This is a genomic window from Ruminococcus gauvreauii (assembly GCF_025151995.1).
GTDB classification, from domain to species: domain Bacteria; phylum Bacillota; class Clostridia; order Lachnospirales; family Lachnospiraceae; genus Ruminococcus_G; species Ruminococcus_G gauvreauii.
Genome location: NZ_CP102290.1, coordinates 1560008 through 1576814, shown reverse-complemented (window position 1 = coordinate 1576814; position 16807 = coordinate 1560008). Strand labels below are relative to the sequence as shown.

Here is a 16807-nt window from a genome sequence, read left to right as displayed (position 1 = left end):
AAGTGTCGGATCTATGAAACTGAATATCATTTTGGGAGATATCACGGAGATGGCGAGTGATGCGATTGTAAATGCTGCGAATACGTCTCTCCTCGGCGGGGGAGGTGTGGATGGAGCGATCCACCGTGCGGCGGGCCCGGAGCTTTTAAAAGAATGCAGGGCCCTGAACGGGTGTGAGACGGGAAAGGCGAAACTTACCGGGGGTTACCGCCTTTTGGCAAAGTATATCATACATACGCCGGGACCGGTATGGCGCGGAGGGAATCACCGGGAGAAGGAGCTACTGGAGAGCTGTTACAAAAGCTGTCTTTCGCTGGCGTCGGAGTACGGGTGCAGAAGCATAGCATTTCCATCGATCAGCACGGGGATATACGGATTTCCTCTGGCAAAAGCGGCCGAAATCGCGGTGCGGGTGATCCTGGAATACTGTGCGCTGCATCCGAGACCGGAACAGGTGACGATGGTCTGCTTTGATGAGGGGACGAAACAGTGGTATGAGGCAGCATTAAGGGAATGGGAAAAAGAGATCGGTCTATCGGGAGTAGAAAATGCCAGGCAGCTTGGCGGCTACCGGTGTGCCGGCGGAAAGAAGATCAGAGACGGTGTGCTGCTGAGAAGCGGGAAACTGTCTGGCGCGACACAGGAGGACATCCGGCTGCTTACCCGGAAGTATCGTCTGACAAAAGTGATAGACCTGCGAATGTCAGACGAATGCAGGGAGGCGCCGGACCCCGATATTCCTGGAGTGGAGTATATCCCCATTGGTCTGATGCAGGAAGACAGGAATGACCATGAAGTGAATGAGATGACCGGCATGTACACAAGAGATCCTGCCCAGGCGGTGCTGCAGATGGCACTTTCCGGTCTGATGGATGGAAATATGTATCTGGGACTTGCCTTTGATCCGTACTCGCAGGAGGGTTTTAAAAAGTTTTTTCAGGTTCTTTTAAATCATGAGGATGGTGCAGTTCTGTTTCACTGTACCGGAGGAAAAGACCGCGCCGGGACTGCGGCGGTGCTGCTGCTGTCGGCACTGGGTGCGGATCGAGAGGTGATACTCAGAGATTTTGCACTGACGAATATTGTAGAGAGTGACAGGATCGCGGGTATTATGAAGGAAGCACGAAAACATACAGATGATCGGAATGTACTCGGTATGGTGCGGTCTCTGGCAGGGGTGAACCCTGAATATATGGAACGCATGCTGGACGCGGTTCTGGAACGCTATGGTTCGATAGAGCAGTATCTGCTGGAAGCATTTGCGCTGGGAACGGAAGAGATACAGCGGCTCAGGGAACATTACCTGGAGGAGTGACAGCCATGATAGAAAAGTCTTCTGTTGACAAAAGAAGACTATTGTGATAGTCTGAAATAAAGAAAAGACTATCGCAATAGTCTGGAAAGGAGGCTTTATGGATGTAAAGCTATTTGACTCCGAATTGAAGGTGATGGAGGTACTCTGGGAGCGGGGGAGACTATCTGCCAGGGACATTGTTTCCGTACTGTCAGAGCGTATTGGGTGGAACAAAAACACAACGTATACCGTTATCAAAAAATGTATTGAAAAAGGTGCAGTTCGGCGGGAGGAACCCGGATTCATGTGCAGCCCGCTTGTCACGAGGGACGAAGTTCAGCAAAGTGAGACAGAGCAGCTGATTGACAAGATGTTCGGCGGTTCCAGTGAACTGTTTTTCTCTGCATTTTTAAAAAATCAGGGCATATCTGAGGAGGAAGCCAGGAAGCTTGCCAGAATGATAAAGGAGGCGAAGTAGGATGCTGCATTTTAGAATGGATATGCCTCTGTATTTGATGGCATTTTATGGAAGTATCATGATTTTGGCGGTCCTTCTGATTCGGGTGCTGTTTAAAAAGCGTCTGCCTCAGTTCGTGTTTCCTGTTCTCTGGGGGCTCGTGCTGGTTCGCCTTTTGATCCCATTTTCCCTGTCCAGCCCGATCAGTGCGCCTGTTTTGGAGCTGCAGATGCCATACACAGAAAGCGAAGCGATTGCAGTGGAGGACAGCGTGGGGACCCGAACGGATGTTTCAAATGCAACAGAGTATAGTGTGGCTGAGGGAACAGGACCGTTTTCTTTCAGCTTGCGGCAGCTTCTTGTGGTTCTCTTTTGGGCGGGTATGGCGGCGACGGCGGGAGTGTTGATTTATCAGAAAAGAAGCTGTTCCCAAAAGCTGAAGAACAGTCTGCTGGTGGAGCACAATGAGACAATCAATGCAATTCTCCGCGGGATGGAGATGGGTGATGTGCTGGTGTTTACCAATGACGGGATAGCATCGCCCCTGGTATGCGGCATCCTGAATCAGCGAATCTACCTGCCCACAGGAATGGACTTTGGCAATACCGTTATGCTGCGCCATATTCTTACGCATGAGACGATGCATATCAGGCGTCGGGACAACTGGGTGAAGACCGTTATGCTGGCCGCCGTCTGTGTGAACTGGTACAATCCGCTGGTGTGGGTCATGGCGAAATACCTTTCAGCTGATCTGGAAGCGGCATGTGATGCCGCAGTGCTGGGGACAATGGACGCCGAAGAACGGCAGGGTTATGCATATAGCCTGCTTGCCATGGCAGTTACAGGAAACAGAACAGCACTGCTCTACAGTGCATTTTCCAAAACAGAGGTAGAGCGGCGGATCAAGAGTATTCTGCGTTATAAGAAAGCTACGGTCTTCACACTGGCAGCTGCTGTCTGCCTGCTTCTCTGTACGACTGCAGTATTTGCGACTGTAGGGCAGGCACCGTTTTCCTCATATCTTAGCAGTTATTGTGCAAGTTCGGACTGCCGGTGGGGAGTGGAGGCACAAATTTCAAGGGATATCGTTCTGGGGGAGAATGCCCGTAAACGAGCGGACCGCGTGATTTTAGATGTTTTGAAGACGGACAGTTCAAACGACCCTGATATCATAGCAAGCCGGGTACGGGAGAAGCTTTCCGGAGAATTTGGCGTGGAAAAAGCTGCGTTTAAGCTTACCGTGAACCTGTTTCTGAATGATAAAGAGCTCGAGGAAGAGTATAAAGGACACGGAATTACAAAGGACAGTTCCGGGATGTATCTCTACAATGGAGAGACCGTGCGCGTCTATACCGATGAGATGATCGGGTCTGTACAGACCAGAGATGAGGGGACTGTGGATATCGATGTGATCCGGGACCGCATGGGACAGATCACATCGGTTGCAGCTCTTCACAGGGGAGACAGTGAGTTTGACCGGCGCACGAAAGAACGTGAGCAGGCAAGCGATTACTGGGATGGCAATACGGCAGAGGAGGGCGGTACTGCAGTGGTACAGGAGACTGTGGCAGATACGGAATTTACGGATTAAATAAACCGGACAGGGGTTCTTAACAGAAAGTACGCCTGTCCGGTTCATTTGATTAGAAATTAAATTCGTCTTCCCAGTTAAAATCAGCGGAGTCCTCGACACTGCGCGGCCAGTGGCGGCACCAGTCGGGAAGGCCCGGATTCTCTATCCGGTCGAGACTCGGCGTATATGGCTTGATGTCGAGCACCGGACTTCCGTCTTCGGCGTCAATGTAAGCAATCTGAATACGCGCCTGCTCTTCGTCGATATGAATGACCTCTGCGGCAGACAGGGCAATGGGATTCGGACGTACGGGTGACCTTGTGGCAAAGATGCCCATCACATCAGGCGATTGCCTGTACGGCTTTGGCGCTTCCAGCATGCGGCGCAGCTCTTTCTTATCGCAGTGACTGAACCACCAGAGTACATTGATGTGGCTGAATCCCTCAAGCGCCTGAAGAGCAGGGCGGTATGAGGGAGCCAGATCAATGAAAAAACCTTCCTCATCCATATGAACCTCTCCGATCGGGTATACCTTATATTCTTCCATGTGTTTTTTCCTCCCATGTGTGATTGATATATCCAGCGTATACCCTGACACTGTGTGAGAGTCAACAAGAATCTTATGATTTTGTATGATCCTTCAGCGGAATCTGTAATTCGACCAGGTAATGTTCCGGGTTTTCCTCATTCCACGGACCGCGGTGGACGATCTGACGGCTCGTCCCAAGCATTTGAAACTGACTGTTTTCCTGAAGCCACTGTGCAAACGTAAGATATGCGCCTGCGATATTACTGAATGGACCGTATACCATGGTGCTCGCCATGCAGGGGACTGCTTCGGTATTCCGAAAGAGAAACCCATCTTTGGAGTCTTCCATACGTGATACGAGCGCGCACAGCTCAACATCCACATCCGTTTCTTTGTATTCTGCGTCGTGATAGATGGAAAATGTATCACCGGTTATCTGGATATGGCGGCTGGCCGCAAACGCGGACATCTCTTTCCAGAGCCGGCCTTCTGCATAATAGTCGGGAATAATCTTCCGAAGAGAGAGTACCTGACAGCTGGGAACGGACTTGATCGTGATGCTGCAGGGCATATCGCTTTTTTCCTGCATAAGATCCGCCAGGGCAAGTTCGATCCTGGAAATTTTCTGCTGCTGTTCCTGAATGTTTTGTTCAAGTTGGATGCGTTTGTTCTCGAGCAGCTGTATGACTTTGCCGTCATCCCAGCTGTTCAGGGATTCTGTGATTTCGGCGACGTTAAAACCGCTGTCTCGCAGGAAAACTATGCGGTTGAGCCGGGGAATCTGATCGACGGAATACAGGCGGTATCCCGTATAGGGATCCACCTGCGCAGGCTTCAGAAGATTATTTTCGTCGTAATACCGCAGCATTCTTATAGACACTTGTGTCAGTTTTGAAAATTCACCGATTTTGAACATGGGACCTCCGTGTTTTATTCGTCCCACCCGTCGGTGAGCCTTACATGAACGGAAATGTTCCGTACGATATCGCCGTCCTTCAGCGGGATATCGGTGATATCGGTAACTGCGGGAAGCTGTCCGTCAAACTCTGACAGCTCCACGTAGATCCAGTCATAAGCGGCGCTGTTTGCATTCTCAATGCAGTCTTCCAGGGTATCGCCTTCGGCGCGGCACATCTCCAGGTCCGGAAAAACAGCGGTAAAACGCCCTGTCTCTGTCTTGTGAAAAATAGCGGGATATATAAAATTCATGAGAAATCTCCTTTGAAAAGTTATAGTAATCATATGATAATGTCTGAAAGAAGTATACAATGTCAGAGGGAGAATTGTAAAGAAAGTGCGGGAAGAAAAAGATGGAAAACCTATTGACCCTCACGCTGCGTCATACGTTATGATGGACATATCAGGAACAGGAGGAAGCAGTGATGAAGACTGTAAAAGAAGTAGCGAAACTGACAGGTATCAGCGTGCGTACGCTGCACTATTATGATGAGATCGGCTTATTGAAACCGACACAAACAAGTGAGGCGGGATACCGGCTTTATGACGATAAGGCACTGGAAGTTTTGCAGCAGATACTGTTTTTCAGGGAATTTGATATGCCGCTTGGGGATATCAAATCCATCATGGAAGATCCTGAACTTGACAGAGATCAGTTATTAAACAGTCAGAGAGAGATGCTGGTATTAAAAAAGGAAAGACTCGAGCGTATCATTGCCAGCATTGACGGGATTCTGAAAGGAGATCATAAGATGGATTTTGAGGTTTTCAGTAAAACAGATATTGAAGAAATGTACAGCACAATGGTTAAAAACATGTCGGAAGAACAAAAAGATATTTTTGTCAGGCAGTATGGGAGCATGGAGGGATTTCAGAAACATTTTATGGAACAGGCGTCGGGTGAGCAGGCACAGAAAAATTTTGCCAAAGTCGTGGAGTGGTACGGGGATAAAGACAGTGCGCTGAAGGCCGCAGAGAACCCGGACAATCCTAAAATCATGGAGGCATACGGACAGAGGCTTGAAAATATCACAAAAAAGCTGGCAGCAAAATCTGGGACCGATGTAAATTCCTTTGAAGTAAGGGAGATTGCAGGGGAGATGGATTTTGTTTCCAGACAGCTTTATCAGATGAAAGATGTGTCGGCATTTATGCTGGATATGGCGCGAAAGTATCAAACTGACAGGGAGTTTCAGATGCGAATGGATGAGATCTACGGTGCGGGGGCCACGGAGTACATCGGACGTGCACTGGAGGCGTTTTATAACCGCTAATTTAGATAGCTTTAAAACAAGAGATTATTGGGGTAAACCGACATAACCGTCTGAGCCCCCGCATACACTGTAAAAACAGCGTCTTCGGGGGCTTATCCTTGAAAGATTATATAGAAGAACGGGCAGTGGAAATTGCCAATTATATTATTGAAACAAAAGCAACTGTGAGGCAGACAGCAAAGAGATTTGGAATCAGCAAGAGTACGGTACATAAAGATGTTACGGATCGGCTGCTGCAGATTAACCCGGGACTTGCGCAGGAAGCAAGAAAAGTGTTGGATATCAATAAACAGGAGAGGCATATTCGTGGAGGACTTGCCACGAAGGAAAAGTACCTCCACAAGACTCAGGCGCCCATTTAGGGCGCTTTTTTTTCGAGCAAAAGATCCGCGTATGTTAGTAAACATATATTGTCAAACCTATCAGGCGAGAAACGAAATTTTAAAAGAAGAAGCCTCAAACCAAACATCTGTCGAATTAGATATAAATAAAAAGGTAAAAGATGGCTATATTTAATTTGTAGTATATGATATACTTTTTGCAGAAAAGGGCGATAAGATGAATATAAAAGAGATTAGCTTTGGAAACTTCAAGTCATGATATAATACTTCATTTGAAACCGGAAAAGTGAATGTATTTGTATGTGCTCTTCATGCTCTGCCTTGCCATGCATCCACAGGCTCCATCTATATTTGCCATGGACAGCTTTGATCATGCTTTGAATCCACGATTGGCTAAAAAAATCACACAGGTTTTCTGTGAAGAGGCTATAAAGAATAACAAGCATGTTTTTTTGACAACCATGAAGATTACTCCACTGAAAGCAACGGGGTATCTAATACTCGTGGCAGTTGTTTCAGAATGGGGCGATGAAGAGAACTTTCTTGAATTAAATGTGGCGGCAAGTTATGCGGAAAGGAAGATTATATGACACTTAAAAACAAGTTAAACATAACTGATTCAGCGGAACTAGCCCGGCAGGAAGAAAAATTAAGTAAGAAAAGAGCAGTTGAGTTATTTGAAAATGGTTATTTAGACAAACTGGAACCGGGGACGCTTGAGGCGCTTTGTGAAATTCATAAATATTTATTTCAAGATGTTTATGATCATGCGGGGAAAATCCGTGATGTAAACATAGCAAAAGGTAATTTTAGATTTGCTCCGGTCATGTATTTGGAGGCGGCATTAGAGAATGTTGAAAAAATGCCACAGTCTACATTTGATGGAATCATTGAAAAATATGTTGAGATGAATGTAGCGCATCCATTCAGAGAAGGAAACGGGCGAAGTACAAGGATCTGGTTGGATCAAATCTTAAAAAAAGAATTAAATTTCATAATAGACTGGAGTAGGGTTGACAAGGAGGACTATTTGCTTGCTATGGAGCGAAGTCCAATCAAAGATATTGAGATTAAGTATATTTTAAAACAGGCACTGACAGATCAGATCAATAATCGTGAGATTTATATGAAAGGCATTGATCACAGTTACTATTATGAGGGTTATACGGTCTACAGAGCCGAAGATTTGTAAATATGTTTGTTATAAGTAAAGATGAGGAGCACTTTGTTCTTCATCTTTTTTTTACACAAAAGACGCTTCAGGCGGATCGCGCTGCAGTGGTGTGGAATTATGTCGTAAAATGATATTTCTTGAAATAACGGGCATGAGGCGAAAGAAAGTTATAAAACAATAAAAATATATAAAAAATCTCAATATAAACGATAAAAAATAGACAAAGTTGACAAAATATGAAAAATATGGTATTGTTAGATAAATTAGAAGTGAGAACTACATATTGAGTGCCAATTACGTGCAAAAATATTAAGTGTCTTGGTTTTTCTGGCTGACGTGAAAAACTAAGCACTTTTTTCTTTTCTGAAAATGTGTACAGGAGGGTGCTGTGAATAACTATTATGTAAAGTCAAGAATTTATACGGACAAGTCGGGATTAAGGGAAGTATTAAAGCAAGCAGGGCGTGCATTTATTGTCACAGACCGCTTTATGTATGAGAGCGGTAAGGTGAGTTACCTGACAGAGCCGCTGGAGGAGATGGGGATTGCTTATCAGGTTTTTTCGGAGGTGAAGCCCGATCCGGACATAGCGACCGTGACGAAAGGCATATCCATCATGCTGGATTTTCATCCACAGATACTGCTGGCGTTGGGCGGGGGATCGGCGATCGACGCAGCCAAGGCGATGAACTACCTGGCAGCACGTCAGGGACTCGCCGAAAAATGCCTGTTCGTGGCGATACCGACGACCAGCGGGACAGGATCCGAGGTGAGTAAATTTTCTGTGATCAGCGATCCGGAAAAATCGGCGAAATATCCGCTGGTGGACGATGACATGCTGCCCGACGCAGCCATATTGGATGCGGAGCTTGTGAGGTCTGTTCCGCCGGCTGTGACGGCGGATACGGGGATCGATGTGCTGACGCATGCGATCGAGGCGTTTGTGTCGACAGAGGCCAACGATTTTACCGACGCTGCAGCGGAGAAAGCGATCAAGCTGGTCAGGAGCAATCTGCTCAGAGTCTATCACGAGCCGGACAACCTGGAGGCAAGACAGAAGATGCATCATGCATCGTGTCTTGCAGGCATGGCCTTCAGCAATGCAGGACTGGGGCTGAACCACAGTATGGCACATACGCTGGGTGCTCACTTTCACATTCCGCATGGACGGGCAAACGGTATACTGCTGCCTTATGTGATGGCGTTTAACGCGGGATGCCTCGATAAACTGACGGCCGCTGCCAGGCGGTACGCGGTCATTGCCAGACTGGTGAAAATTGACGGCCCGAGTATCAGGCAGAGCGCGTTCAGCGTCGTGCGGTCGACGAAACAGATGATCCGCCGGCTGGGGATTCCGGAGAGCATCAAAGCTGCGGGGATTGAAAAGGAGGATTTTGAGCGGGTGCTGGATGATATGGCTGAGGCGGCGTATAAGGACAGCTGCACGAGGACTAATCCAAGGACATGTTCGAAAGAAGAGATCCGGGAACTGTTCATGAGGGTCTACACGGGAAAACTGAACTGAGATGCGATAACAGAAAGAGGCGACGGTTATGTTTGATGGTAAGAAAGAGCGTATCATACAGGAATTTGTGCCGGGCAAGCAGGTGACACTGGCTCATGTGATTCCACACCCGGTAAAAGAGCTGTATGCAAAAATGGGACTTATCGATGCCAGCGGTGCCATCGGGATCTTTACGATCACACCGAGTGAGGCGGCAATTATCGCCGCAGACGTAGCGAGCAAGGCGGCGGGGATAAAAATTGGATTTGTGGACAGGTTTAATGGTTCACTGATTATTACGGGAGAGGTTTCGGAGGTGGAGGCGGCGCTGCAGGATGTGATGAAAGTGCTCTGTGACGTGATGGGATTTGCCCCCGCACCTGTAACCCGTTCATAGAGGAAGGCAAAATGACAGCAAAAAAAAGGATTATCCTGATCGGGCGGTCGATGGCAGGTAAGACGACGCTGTGCCAGTATATCAATCAGGAAGATTTGAAGTATCACAAAACACAGACCATAGAGATCATTAACGACAACATCATCGACACACCGGGAGAGTATCTCGAGAGGACTCACCTCAGGGGGGCGCTGATTGTGACGGCGGCGGATGCCGATCTGATCGTTCTGGTCCAGCAGGCGGATGAGGAGGGAACGATGTTTCCGCCGGGATACTCCAGCACATTTGCCAAGCCCTGTATCGGTGTTGTCACGAAGAATGACCTTGCGACTCCGGAACAGGTGGAGGATGCAAAACAGTATCTTCAGATGGCGGGAGCGCGGGACATCTTCGTGACCAGCAGCTATGACGGGACCGGTTTTGAGGAGCTGATACGGTTTTTTAAGGGGGAAGAGAAAGAGTAGGGTTACATAAGGGAGGCGATTCCCATGCGGGAGACAATTTTAAGTGTTGGAATAGATATCGGAACTTCGACCACGCAGCTGATCTTCAGCAGGCTGACCATTGAGAACAGGGCCAGCAGTTACATGGTGCCCCGCATCAGCATTGTGGAAAAGGAAGTGACTTACCGCAGCCGGATTTATTTTACGCCGCTTCTGTCCCAGACGGAGATTGATGCGGCCAGAGTGAAAGAGATCATTCAGATGGAATACCAAAATGCCGGCATGAAGCCGGAGGATCTGCATACAGGGGCAGTCATCATCACCGGCGAGACTGCCAGGAAGCAGAACGCCAACAGTGTTCTGAACTCTCTGAGTGATATGGCGGGCGACTTCGTGGTTGCCACTGCCGGGCCGGACCTGGAGGCTGTACTTTCTGCCAGAGGCGCCGGTACGGATCAGTTGTCAGAGGAACATCGGGAGGTGATAGCCAATGTGGATATTGGAGGAGGAACCAGTAACATAGCGCTGTTCCAGAAGGGAAAACTAAAAGGCACCTGCTGCCTGGATATCGGGGGACGGCTGATCAGGATTGAGGGCGGAAAGATCCGTTATATCTTTCCCGGAATTTTAAGACTGGCGGAAGCGTATGAGATTCCCCTCCGGGAGGGGGATACGGCGGATGAACGGATCCTGTACCGTATCTGTGAGCGGATGGCGGAACAGCTTGCCATGGCGCTGCACTTGAGTCCGGCTGACCGCGTACACCGGGGACTTTATACCAATCAGGGAAACATGCTGCCGGATACGCCGGGGATCATGGCGCTTACCTATTCCGGCGGAGTCGCCAGCTGCATTTATGAGGATGAGCCGAAAGACGTATTCCAGTATGGGGATATCGGCGTACTGCTGGCAAGGGCAGTGAGGCAAAACAGGGCGCTGCAGGCAGTCAGGCGGTATCCGGCCGCCGAGACGATCCGGGCGACGGTGGTCGGCGCAGGCACACACACAACAAATGTTAGCGGCAGTACCATCAGCTATACAAGCGGAAAGCTGCCGATTAAAAACATTCCGGTTCTGAAGGTTCCGGCGGAGGAGGAACGGGAACCGGCAGGGTTTCAGGATACCATTCGAAAAAAGCTGCCTCTTTATGGGACGGATGGTGTGCTGGGACAGGTTGCCATCGTTTTTTCCGGCGATTATCATACCACGTTTGCACAGATTCAGGAACTTGCCCGCTGCATAGCGCAGGGGGCGGAGGAGATCATCAAGGGTCCCCATCCGCTGATTCTGGTGATAGAGAATGATATCGCCAAGGCACTCGGAAATGCGCTGAACGTACTTCTTGAAAACGGGAAGGACATCATCTGCATTGACGGGATATACGCGAATGACGGCGACTACATTGACATCGGGGAACCCGTAGCCATGGGGCGCGTGGTTCCGGTCGTGACCAAAACCTTAATATTTAACTCATGAAAAAGGAGGGTGAAAGGATTGATATTAAAGACAAAATTATTTGGCAGGGTATATGAATTTAAATCTCTTCGCGAAGTCATGGCAAAAGCCAATGAAGAAAAGTCCGGCGATAAGCTGGCAGGAATTGCCGCAGAATCTGCAGAGGAAAGAGTAGCTGCGAAAGTTGTGCTTTCACATATCACATTGGAAGACCTCCGCAACAATCCGGCAGTTCCCTATGAGGAGGATGAGGTGACCAGGATCATCCAGGATTCCGTCAACGAGACCATCTACGGGGAGATCAAGAACAAGACGGTAGCCGAGTTCCGCGAGTGGATCCTGGATACAGAGACCACGGGAGATATGGTCCGCAGGGCATCCAGGGGCATCACCAGTGAGATGGTGGCAGCTGTCTGCAAATTGATGAGCAATCTGGATCTGATCTATGCAGCGAAGAAGATCAGGGTATCGGCACACTGCAACACAACGATCGGTCTGCCGGGAACATTTTCCTCACGTCTGCAGCCCAACCATACGACAGATGATCCGAAAGGCATCATGGCATCCGTAATGGAAGGCTTAAGTCTTGGCTGCGGTGACGCGGTGATCGGACTGAATCCGGTGGATGACTCGGTGGAAAGTGTTGCAAGAATCCTGAGAAACTTTGACGAGTTCAAAAACGAGTGGGATGTGCCGACACAGATCTGTGTACTCGCACATGTCACCACGCAGATGGAGGCGGCTGACAGGCTGGGGGCTCCGATCGATCTGATGTTCCAGTCCATCGCGGGATCTCAGATGGGAAATGAGGCATTCGGACTGACGGCATCCATGCTGGATGAGGGACGTGATATGATGCTTCACAAAGGCACCAGCACGGGTCCGAACGTGATGTACTTTGAGACGGGGCAGGGTTCTGAGCTGTCATCCGAGGCACATAACGGCTGGGATCAGGTGACCATGGAAGCAAGATGTTATGGATTTGCCAAACGGTATCAGCCATTCCTGGTTAACACGGTCGTAGGATTTATCGGACCCGAGTATCTGTATGATTCCAAGCAGGTAATCCGTGCAGGCCTTGAGGATCATTTCATGGGCAAGCTGACAGGCATCCCGATGGGCTGTGATGCATGTTATACGAATCATATGAAGGCTGACCAGAATGATATCGAGAACCTGGCGACTCTGCTGGTGGCGGCAGGCTGCAACTACGTCATGGGTGTGCCGCAGGGCGACGACTGTATGCTGATGTACCAGTGTACCGGTTACCATGAAGCAGCAGGACTCCGCGAAGTATTCGGACTTCGTCCGATTAAAGAATTCGATGCGTGGCTGGAAAAGATGGGATTCTCCGAGAATGGAAAACTGACGCCGCTGGCAGGCGATGCATCCGTATTTTTGAGCAAATAGGAGGTGGAAAGTTTGGTTAATGAAAAGGATTTGAGAAGTATTATTGAACAGGTTTTGGTGGAAATGAATCTGAATCAAACGGACGGTTCCCCTGCAGCTGCAGCAAAATCTTCCGATGCCGGCGCACCTGTGATTGAAGAAGGCTGTATTCCGGACGTGACGGAAGTAGATATCAAAATGCAGTATCTCGTTGAACATCCGGTGAACGGGGAGGCATACTACGACCTGAAACAGTACGCTCCCTGCCGCCTGGGAATCGGAAAGGCAGGCGCCCGCTATAAGACGGATCCGGTCCTTCAGTTTCGGGCAGCTCATTCGGCGGCGCAGGACGCAGTGTTCTCAGACGTTGACCAGGATTTCATCGATAACATGGGACTGTTCACAGTGCAGACGTGCTGTGACAACAAAGATACATATCTGACGAGGCCGGACCTCGGAAGAAGACTGAATGACGAAGCGGTGCAGACCATCAAAGAAAAATGCAGGATGAACCCGAAGGTTCAGATCTACGTGTCAGACGGACTGAGTTCAGCGGCTGTTGCGGCAAACATCGGGGATGTGCTGCCGGCGATCCAGCAGGGACTTAAGAGCGCGGGGATCGAGTGCGGAACCCCGTTTTTCGTAAAATACGGGCGTGTAGGGGCGATGGATCAGATCTCGGAGATCACCGGAGCGGAAGTGACCTGTGTGCTGATCGGAGAACGGCCGGGACTGATCACGGCAAAGTCCATGTCCGCATATATTGCCTACAGGGCAACGGTCGGAATGCCTGAGGCCAGGAGAACGGTAGTTTCCAATATTCACAAGGACGGCACGATTCCGGCTGAGGCAGGGGCACATATCGCCGATATTATAAAGAAAATTTTGGAGATGAAAGCCAGCGGAACTGATCTGAAACTCTAAGTACGATAGGAGGGAATCAAATGAAACGAGATCCAATCAAAGCGAATGTACTTGCAACCAAAATCATATCGAATGTCAGCCCGGATATGGCGAAGGAACTGAATCTGGCGCCGGACCAGAAATCCGTGGCTCTGATCACCTCGAACTGTGATGATGTTACGTATACGGCTCTTGATGAGGCAACCAAGAAGGCGGACGTAAAGGTCGTCTATGCAAAAAGCTTCTACGGGGGCGCTGACAATGCCAACACGAAGCTGGCGGGTGAGATCATCGGCATTCTGGCAGGACCGAATCCGGCGGAAGTGAGAAGCGGACTGGAAGCCTGCGTGGATGTGATTGAAAATGAGGCTCATTTTGTCTCTGCTAACGAAGACGACACCATCGTCTATTATGCACACTGTATCTCCCGCACCGGCTCTTATCTGTCTGATGGAGCAGGAATCGCGGAAGGCGAAGCGCTGGCTTATCTGATCGCGCCTCCTCTTGAGGCTATGTACGGGGTTGATGCGGCTCTGAAGGCGGCTGACGTAAGAATGTGCGTACTGTACGCGCCCCCGTCAGAGACAAACTTCGGCGGCGCGCTGCTCACGGGCAGCCAGTCTGCATGCAAAGCGGCCTGTGATGCATTTGCCCAGGCAGTGGAATTCGTAGCGGAAAATCCAAAAGAGTAGAGCAGGCGGCATCGTGATAGCAGCGGAGGTACTATATGAAAGCATTGGGAATGATCGAAGTATATGGCTACCTTGCAGCGGTGGAAGCTTTGGATAGTGCGCTTAAGGCGGCAAATGTGTCTCTGACGGATGTCGTAAAGGTGAGAGGCGGACTGGTGACGGTCATGGTCGAGGGTGATGTGGGCGCGGTGAAGGCGGCTGTCGATGCATCGGCGGCTGCAGCGGGCCGTGTGGGTACTGTCGTATCGGTACACGTGATCCCGCGTCCCGCAAAAGATGTCGGCAGGATGATTTCAAAGGCAGGCAGTGACAGCAAAGCTTCGGTTGAGACCGGACAGGTGCAGGCGGAGGCGGCGGAAGTCATCGAGGATGCCAGAGTCACCCAATCGCCGGAAATCGTCAATGAACCGGAAGCGGGACAGCTGGAGGAACAGCAGCCTGCCGGGGTGGAGGACGACGGGCAGGAATTAAGCCCCGAGAAGCTGCAGAAGATGACGGTTGACGCTCTTCGCAGACTCGCCAGGGAGCTGGAAGTTACCAATATGACATCACCGGAGATCCGTTTTGCCAAGAAACAGGAACTGATTCAAAAGATATTGGAATTTGTGAGACAGGAGAATTAAAATATGCAGTTATACGATAAAGATCTTTTGTCAGTGCAGGAAGTACGCGAGCTTGTGGAAAAAGCCAAGGCTGCCCAGAATGAATTGTGTACAAAGAATCAGAAAGAGGTAGACGCGATCGTAAAATCAATCGCGTATGCCGGCGTGCGGAATGCAAAGCGCCTGGCCAGGATGGCCCGCGAAGAAACGGGATTCGGCGTGGAAGCTGATAAAATCATTAAAAATGTATTCGCCAGCAACGGCGTATATGAACATATCAAAGACATGAAGACCATAGGTGAAATAGGCAGGGATGAGGAACGAAAGGTGCGGACTCTGGCAGTTCCGGTCGGCGTGATCGCCGGGCTGATACCGTCCACCAACCCGACGTCGACGGCATTGTACAAGGCTGAGATTGCGGTCAAGGCTGGAAATGCCATCGTATTTTCCCCACATCCAAATGCCAGGAACTGTATCCTGGAGACGGTGAAGGTGATCCGCCAGGCGATTGCGGAGATGGGCGGCAATGAGGATCTCGTATCCTGCATTACCATTCCTACCGTGCAGGCCACCGACAATCTGATGCGCCACCCGGACATTGCGATGATCCTGGCGACGGGCGGATCGGCCATGGTACGGGCGGCATATTCATCGGGCACACCGGCGATCGGAGTAGGCCCCGGAAACGGACCCGCCTACATAGAGAAGACGGCTGACCTGCCGCTGGCAGTCAAACGGATCATGGACTCCAAGACGTTCGACAACGGCACGATCTGTGCATCGGAGCAGTCTGTCGTCTGCGATGAGGGTATGGAGGAAGCAGTCCGAAACGAGATGGAACGGCAGGGGGCGTATTTCCTGGACAGTGAACAGATCAGGAAACTGGGAACTTTTATCCTCCGTGCCAACGGTACCATGAATCCGATGATCGTGGGAAAAAACGCGGCAGTGATCGCAGAGATGGCGGATATCACGATTCCGGAGGGAACCAGGGTCCTGGTAGCCAGGGAAGATGGTATTGGCAGAGGACACCCTTATTCCAATGAAAAACTGGCGCCGATTCTCGCATTTTACACGGCACCGTCCTATGTGGAGATCTGTGAGCTCTGTCAGGAGATCCTTCACTATGAGGGAGCGGGGCATACTTTCTCCATCCACACGAAGGATGACGGTATGGTCGAATATTTTGCAAAGCGGATTCCGGCATCCAGGATCGTAGTAAATACACCGAGTGCGCTGGGCGGCATCGGCGGAACCACGGGTCTGATGCCGGCGCTGACATTGGGCTGCGGCGCTGTCGGCGGAAGTGCCACATCGGAAAATGTAGGTCCGGAGAATCTGCTGAACCTGCGCTATGTGGCGGAGGGCATTCAGGAGATTGAAGATGTACAGGCGAGCCTGCCTGACTGTTCCGAGGGTGTCTGCAGGCCGCAGAGTTATGAAGATATTGATATTGATGCAGTAGTGAGCGAGATTATCAAGCGGCTTCGCTTGGCTTAACAGAAGGAGGAATTGATTATGGCAGCAATGCAGGCATTGGGAATGATAGAGACAAAAGGACTTGTAGCGTCCATCGAGGCAGCGGATGCGATGGTAAAGGCGGCCAACGTGACTTTGATCGGAAAAGAGCATGTGGGCGGCGGACTGGTGACGGTCATGGTGCGCGGTGATGTGGGAGCTGTCAAGGCGGCAACTGACGCGGGGGCAGCAGCAGCAGAGCGCGTAGGGGAACTGATATCCGTCCATGTGATCCCGAGACCGCATGATGAAGTGGAGTCCATCCTTCCGCATTTAGAATAACGACTTTTAAAAGGAGGAATTGA

At 50.1% G+C, this 16807-nt stretch carries 20 protein-coding genes and 1 pseudogene; 18 read left to right on the top strand and 3 right to left on the bottom strand.

All coding sequences use genetic code 11. The features are described 5' to 3' along the window. Positions 1-13 precede the first annotated feature (13 nt). The 4 genes and pseudogenes from NQ502_RS07680 to NQ502_RS07665 all read left to right on the top strand — a co-directional run. Positions 14-520 (top strand): annotated as a pseudogene (locus NQ502_RS07680) (O-acetyl-ADP-ribose deacetylase); the annotation flags it as partial. Positions 521-526: 6 nt separating this feature from the next. After that, positions 527-1315 (top strand): tyrosine-protein phosphatase, encoded by a 789-nt coding sequence (locus NQ502_RS07675; RefSeq protein ID WP_242830224.1) that lies wholly within the window; start codon positions 527-529, stop codon positions 1313-1315. A 97-nt stretch (positions 1316-1412) separates the two neighbouring features. Then, positions 1413-1772: a BlaI/MecI/CopY family transcriptional regulator gene (locus tag NQ502_RS07670; RefSeq protein WP_028527597.1), complete on the top strand. Its 360-nt coding sequence runs from the start codon at positions 1413-1415 to the stop codon at positions 1770-1772. 1 nt (position 1773) lies between these two features. Then, a complete protein-coding gene (locus NQ502_RS07665) occupies positions 1774-3342 on the top strand; it encodes a M56 family metallopeptidase (protein ID WP_028527596.1) in 1569 nt (522 codons plus the stop codon). A 52-nt stretch (positions 3343-3394) separates the two neighbouring features. Here the strand turns inward: NQ502_RS07665 and NQ502_RS07660 are convergent, their stop codons facing one another. The 3 genes from NQ502_RS07660 to NQ502_RS07650 all read right to left on the bottom strand — a co-directional run bounded on the left by NQ502_RS07660 (position 3395) and on the right by NQ502_RS07650 (position 5062). Then, positions 3395-3871, bottom strand: coding sequence for an SAM-dependent methyltransferase (locus NQ502_RS07660; RefSeq protein WP_028527595.1), 477 nt, complete (start codon positions 3869-3871; stop codon positions 3395-3397). Between the two features lie 73 nt (positions 3872-3944). Then, positions 3945-4769, bottom strand: a complete 825-nt coding sequence (locus tag NQ502_RS07655) for a MerR family transcriptional regulator (RefSeq protein ID WP_028527594.1) — start codon at positions 4767-4769, stop codon at positions 3945-3947. A gap of 14 nt (positions 4770-4783) precedes the next feature. Further along, positions 4784-5062, bottom strand: coding sequence for a type II toxin-antitoxin system HicB family antitoxin (locus tag NQ502_RS07650; RefSeq protein WP_028527593.1), 279 nt, complete (start codon positions 5060-5062; stop codon positions 4784-4786). Between the two features lie 173 nt (positions 5063-5235). On the opposite strand from NQ502_RS07650, the gene NQ502_RS07645 reads away from it, so the two are divergent. From NQ502_RS07645 to eutM, 14 genes are all read left to right on the top strand, one after another. Continuing rightward, positions 5236-6084: a MerR family transcriptional regulator gene (locus NQ502_RS07645; protein WP_028527592.1), complete on the top strand. Its 849-nt coding sequence runs from the start codon at positions 5236-5238 to the stop codon at positions 6082-6084. Positions 6085-6182: 98 nt separating this feature from the next. Further along, the gene (gene spoIIID, locus NQ502_RS07640) at positions 6183-6446 is read left to right on the top strand and encodes a sporulation transcriptional regulator SpoIIID (protein ID WP_028527591.1); all 264 of its coding nucleotides are present in this window, start codon (positions 6183-6185) and stop codon (positions 6444-6446) included. A 269-nt stretch (positions 6447-6715) separates the two neighbouring features. Beyond that, positions 6716-7015: a hypothetical protein gene (locus tag NQ502_RS07635; RefSeq protein WP_028527590.1), complete on the top strand. Its 300-nt coding sequence runs from the start codon at positions 6716-6718 to the stop codon at positions 7013-7015. Further along, positions 7012-7617, top strand: coding sequence for a protein adenylyltransferase Fic (fic, locus tag NQ502_RS07630; protein ID WP_028527589.1), 606 nt, complete (start codon positions 7012-7014; stop codon positions 7615-7617). Before NQ502_RS07635 ends, fic begins: the two co-directional genes overlap by 4 nt. A gap of 370 nt (positions 7618-7987) precedes the next feature. Continuing rightward, positions 7988-9124 carry a 1-propanol dehydrogenase PduQ gene (locus NQ502_RS07625; protein WP_028527588.1) on the top strand — a complete coding sequence of 379 codons (1137 nt, stop codon included), beginning with the start codon at positions 7988-7990 and terminating at the stop codon, positions 9122-9124. Between the two features lie 28 nt (positions 9125-9152). Then, entirely contained in the window at positions 9153-9500 is a 348-nt protein-coding gene (eutS, locus tag NQ502_RS07620) for an ethanolamine utilization microcompartment protein EutS (RefSeq protein ID WP_028527587.1), read from the top strand. Positions 9501-9511: 11 nt separating this feature from the next. Next, the gene (locus tag NQ502_RS07615) at positions 9512-9964 is read left to right on the top strand and encodes a EutP/PduV family microcompartment system protein (protein WP_028527586.1); all 453 of its coding nucleotides are present in this window, start codon (positions 9512-9514) and stop codon (positions 9962-9964) included. Between the two features lie 24 nt (positions 9965-9988). Next, complete coding sequence (eutA, locus tag NQ502_RS07610; protein ID WP_028527585.1) at positions 9989-11419, top strand: ethanolamine ammonia-lyase reactivating factor EutA; 1431 nt, start codon at positions 9989-9991, stop codon at positions 11417-11419. Positions 11420-11437: 18 nt separating this feature from the next. Continuing rightward, a complete protein-coding gene (locus NQ502_RS07605) occupies positions 11438-12808 on the top strand; it encodes an ethanolamine ammonia-lyase subunit EutB (protein WP_028527584.1) in 1371 nt (456 codons plus the stop codon). Between the two features lie 63 nt (positions 12809-12871). Beyond that, the gene (eutC, locus tag NQ502_RS07600; protein ID WP_083963148.1) at positions 12872-13711 is read left to right on the top strand and encodes an ethanolamine ammonia-lyase subunit EutC; all 840 of its coding nucleotides are present in this window, start codon (positions 12872-12874) and stop codon (positions 13709-13711) included. A 20-nt stretch (positions 13712-13731) separates the two neighbouring features. Next, positions 13732-14382 (top strand): ethanolamine utilization microcompartment protein EutL, encoded by a 651-nt coding sequence (eutL, locus tag NQ502_RS07595; protein WP_028527582.1) that lies wholly within the window; start codon positions 13732-13734, stop codon positions 14380-14382. A 35-nt stretch (positions 14383-14417) separates the two neighbouring features. Beyond that, on the top strand, positions 14418-15005 hold the full coding sequence (locus NQ502_RS19385) for a BMC domain-containing protein (RefSeq protein ID WP_028527581.1): 588 nt from the start codon (positions 14418-14420) through the stop codon (positions 15003-15005). A gap of 3 nt (positions 15006-15008) precedes the next feature. Continuing rightward, on the top strand, positions 15009-16484 hold the full coding sequence (locus NQ502_RS07585; RefSeq protein ID WP_083963140.1) for an acetaldehyde dehydrogenase (acetylating): 1476 nt from the start codon (positions 15009-15011) through the stop codon (positions 16482-16484). Between the two features lie 18 nt (positions 16485-16502). Beyond that, entirely contained in the window at positions 16503-16784 is a 282-nt protein-coding gene (gene eutM / locus NQ502_RS07580; protein ID WP_028527580.1) for an ethanolamine utilization microcompartment protein EutM, read from the top strand. Positions 16785-16807: the final 23 nt, after the last annotated feature.

Excerpts from the sequence above, each read along its gene's own strand:
- NQ502_RS07615 (WP_028527586.1), top strand. The coding sequence starts at position 9,512 with ATGACAGCAAAAAAAAGGATTATCCTGATCGGGCGGTCGATGGCAGGT.
- NQ502_RS07650 (WP_028527593.1), bottom strand. The coding sequence starts at position 5,062 with ATGAATTTTATATATCCCGCTATTTTTCACAAGACAGAGACAGGGCGT.
- NQ502_RS07665 (WP_028527596.1), top strand. The coding sequence starts at position 1,774 with ATGCTGCATTTTAGAATGGATATGCCTCTGTATTTGATGGCATTTTAT.
- eutS (WP_028527587.1), top strand. The coding sequence starts at position 9,153 with ATGTTTGATGGTAAGAAAGAGCGTATCATACAGGAATTTGTGCCGGGC.
- NQ502_RS07670 (WP_028527597.1), top strand. The coding sequence starts at position 1,413 with ATGGATGTAAAGCTATTTGACTCCGAATTGAAGGTGATGGAGGTACTC.
- fic (WP_028527589.1), top strand. The coding sequence starts at position 7,012 with ATGACACTTAAAAACAAGTTAAACATAACTGATTCAGCGGAACTAGCC.
- NQ502_RS07660 (WP_028527595.1), bottom strand. The coding sequence starts at position 3,871 with ATGGAAGAATATAAGGTATACCCGATCGGAGAGGTTCATATGGATGAG.
- eutM (WP_028527580.1), top strand. The coding sequence starts at position 16,503 with ATGGCAGCAATGCAGGCATTGGGAATGATAGAGACAAAAGGACTTGTA.
- eutC (WP_083963148.1), top strand. The coding sequence starts at position 12,872 with ATGAATCTGAATCAAACGGACGGTTCCCCTGCAGCTGCAGCAAAATCT.
- eutL (WP_028527582.1), top strand. The coding sequence starts at position 13,732 with ATGAAACGAGATCCAATCAAAGCGAATGTACTTGCAACCAAAATCATA.
- NQ502_RS07645 (WP_028527592.1), top strand. The coding sequence starts at position 5,236 with ATGAAGACTGTAAAAGAAGTAGCGAAACTGACAGGTATCAGCGTGCGT.
- NQ502_RS19385 (WP_028527581.1), top strand. The coding sequence starts at position 14,418 with ATGAAAGCATTGGGAATGATCGAAGTATATGGCTACCTTGCAGCGGTG.
- NQ502_RS07585 (WP_083963140.1), top strand. The coding sequence starts at position 15,009 with ATGCAGTTATACGATAAAGATCTTTTGTCAGTGCAGGAAGTACGCGAG.
- eutA (WP_028527585.1), top strand. The coding sequence starts at position 9,989 with ATGCGGGAGACAATTTTAAGTGTTGGAATAGATATCGGAACTTCGACC.
- NQ502_RS07655 (WP_028527594.1), bottom strand. The coding sequence starts at position 4,769 with ATGTTCAAAATCGGTGAATTTTCAAAACTGACACAAGTGTCTATAAGA.
- NQ502_RS07635 (WP_028527590.1), top strand. The coding sequence starts at position 6,716 with ATGTATTTGTATGTGCTCTTCATGCTCTGCCTTGCCATGCATCCACAG.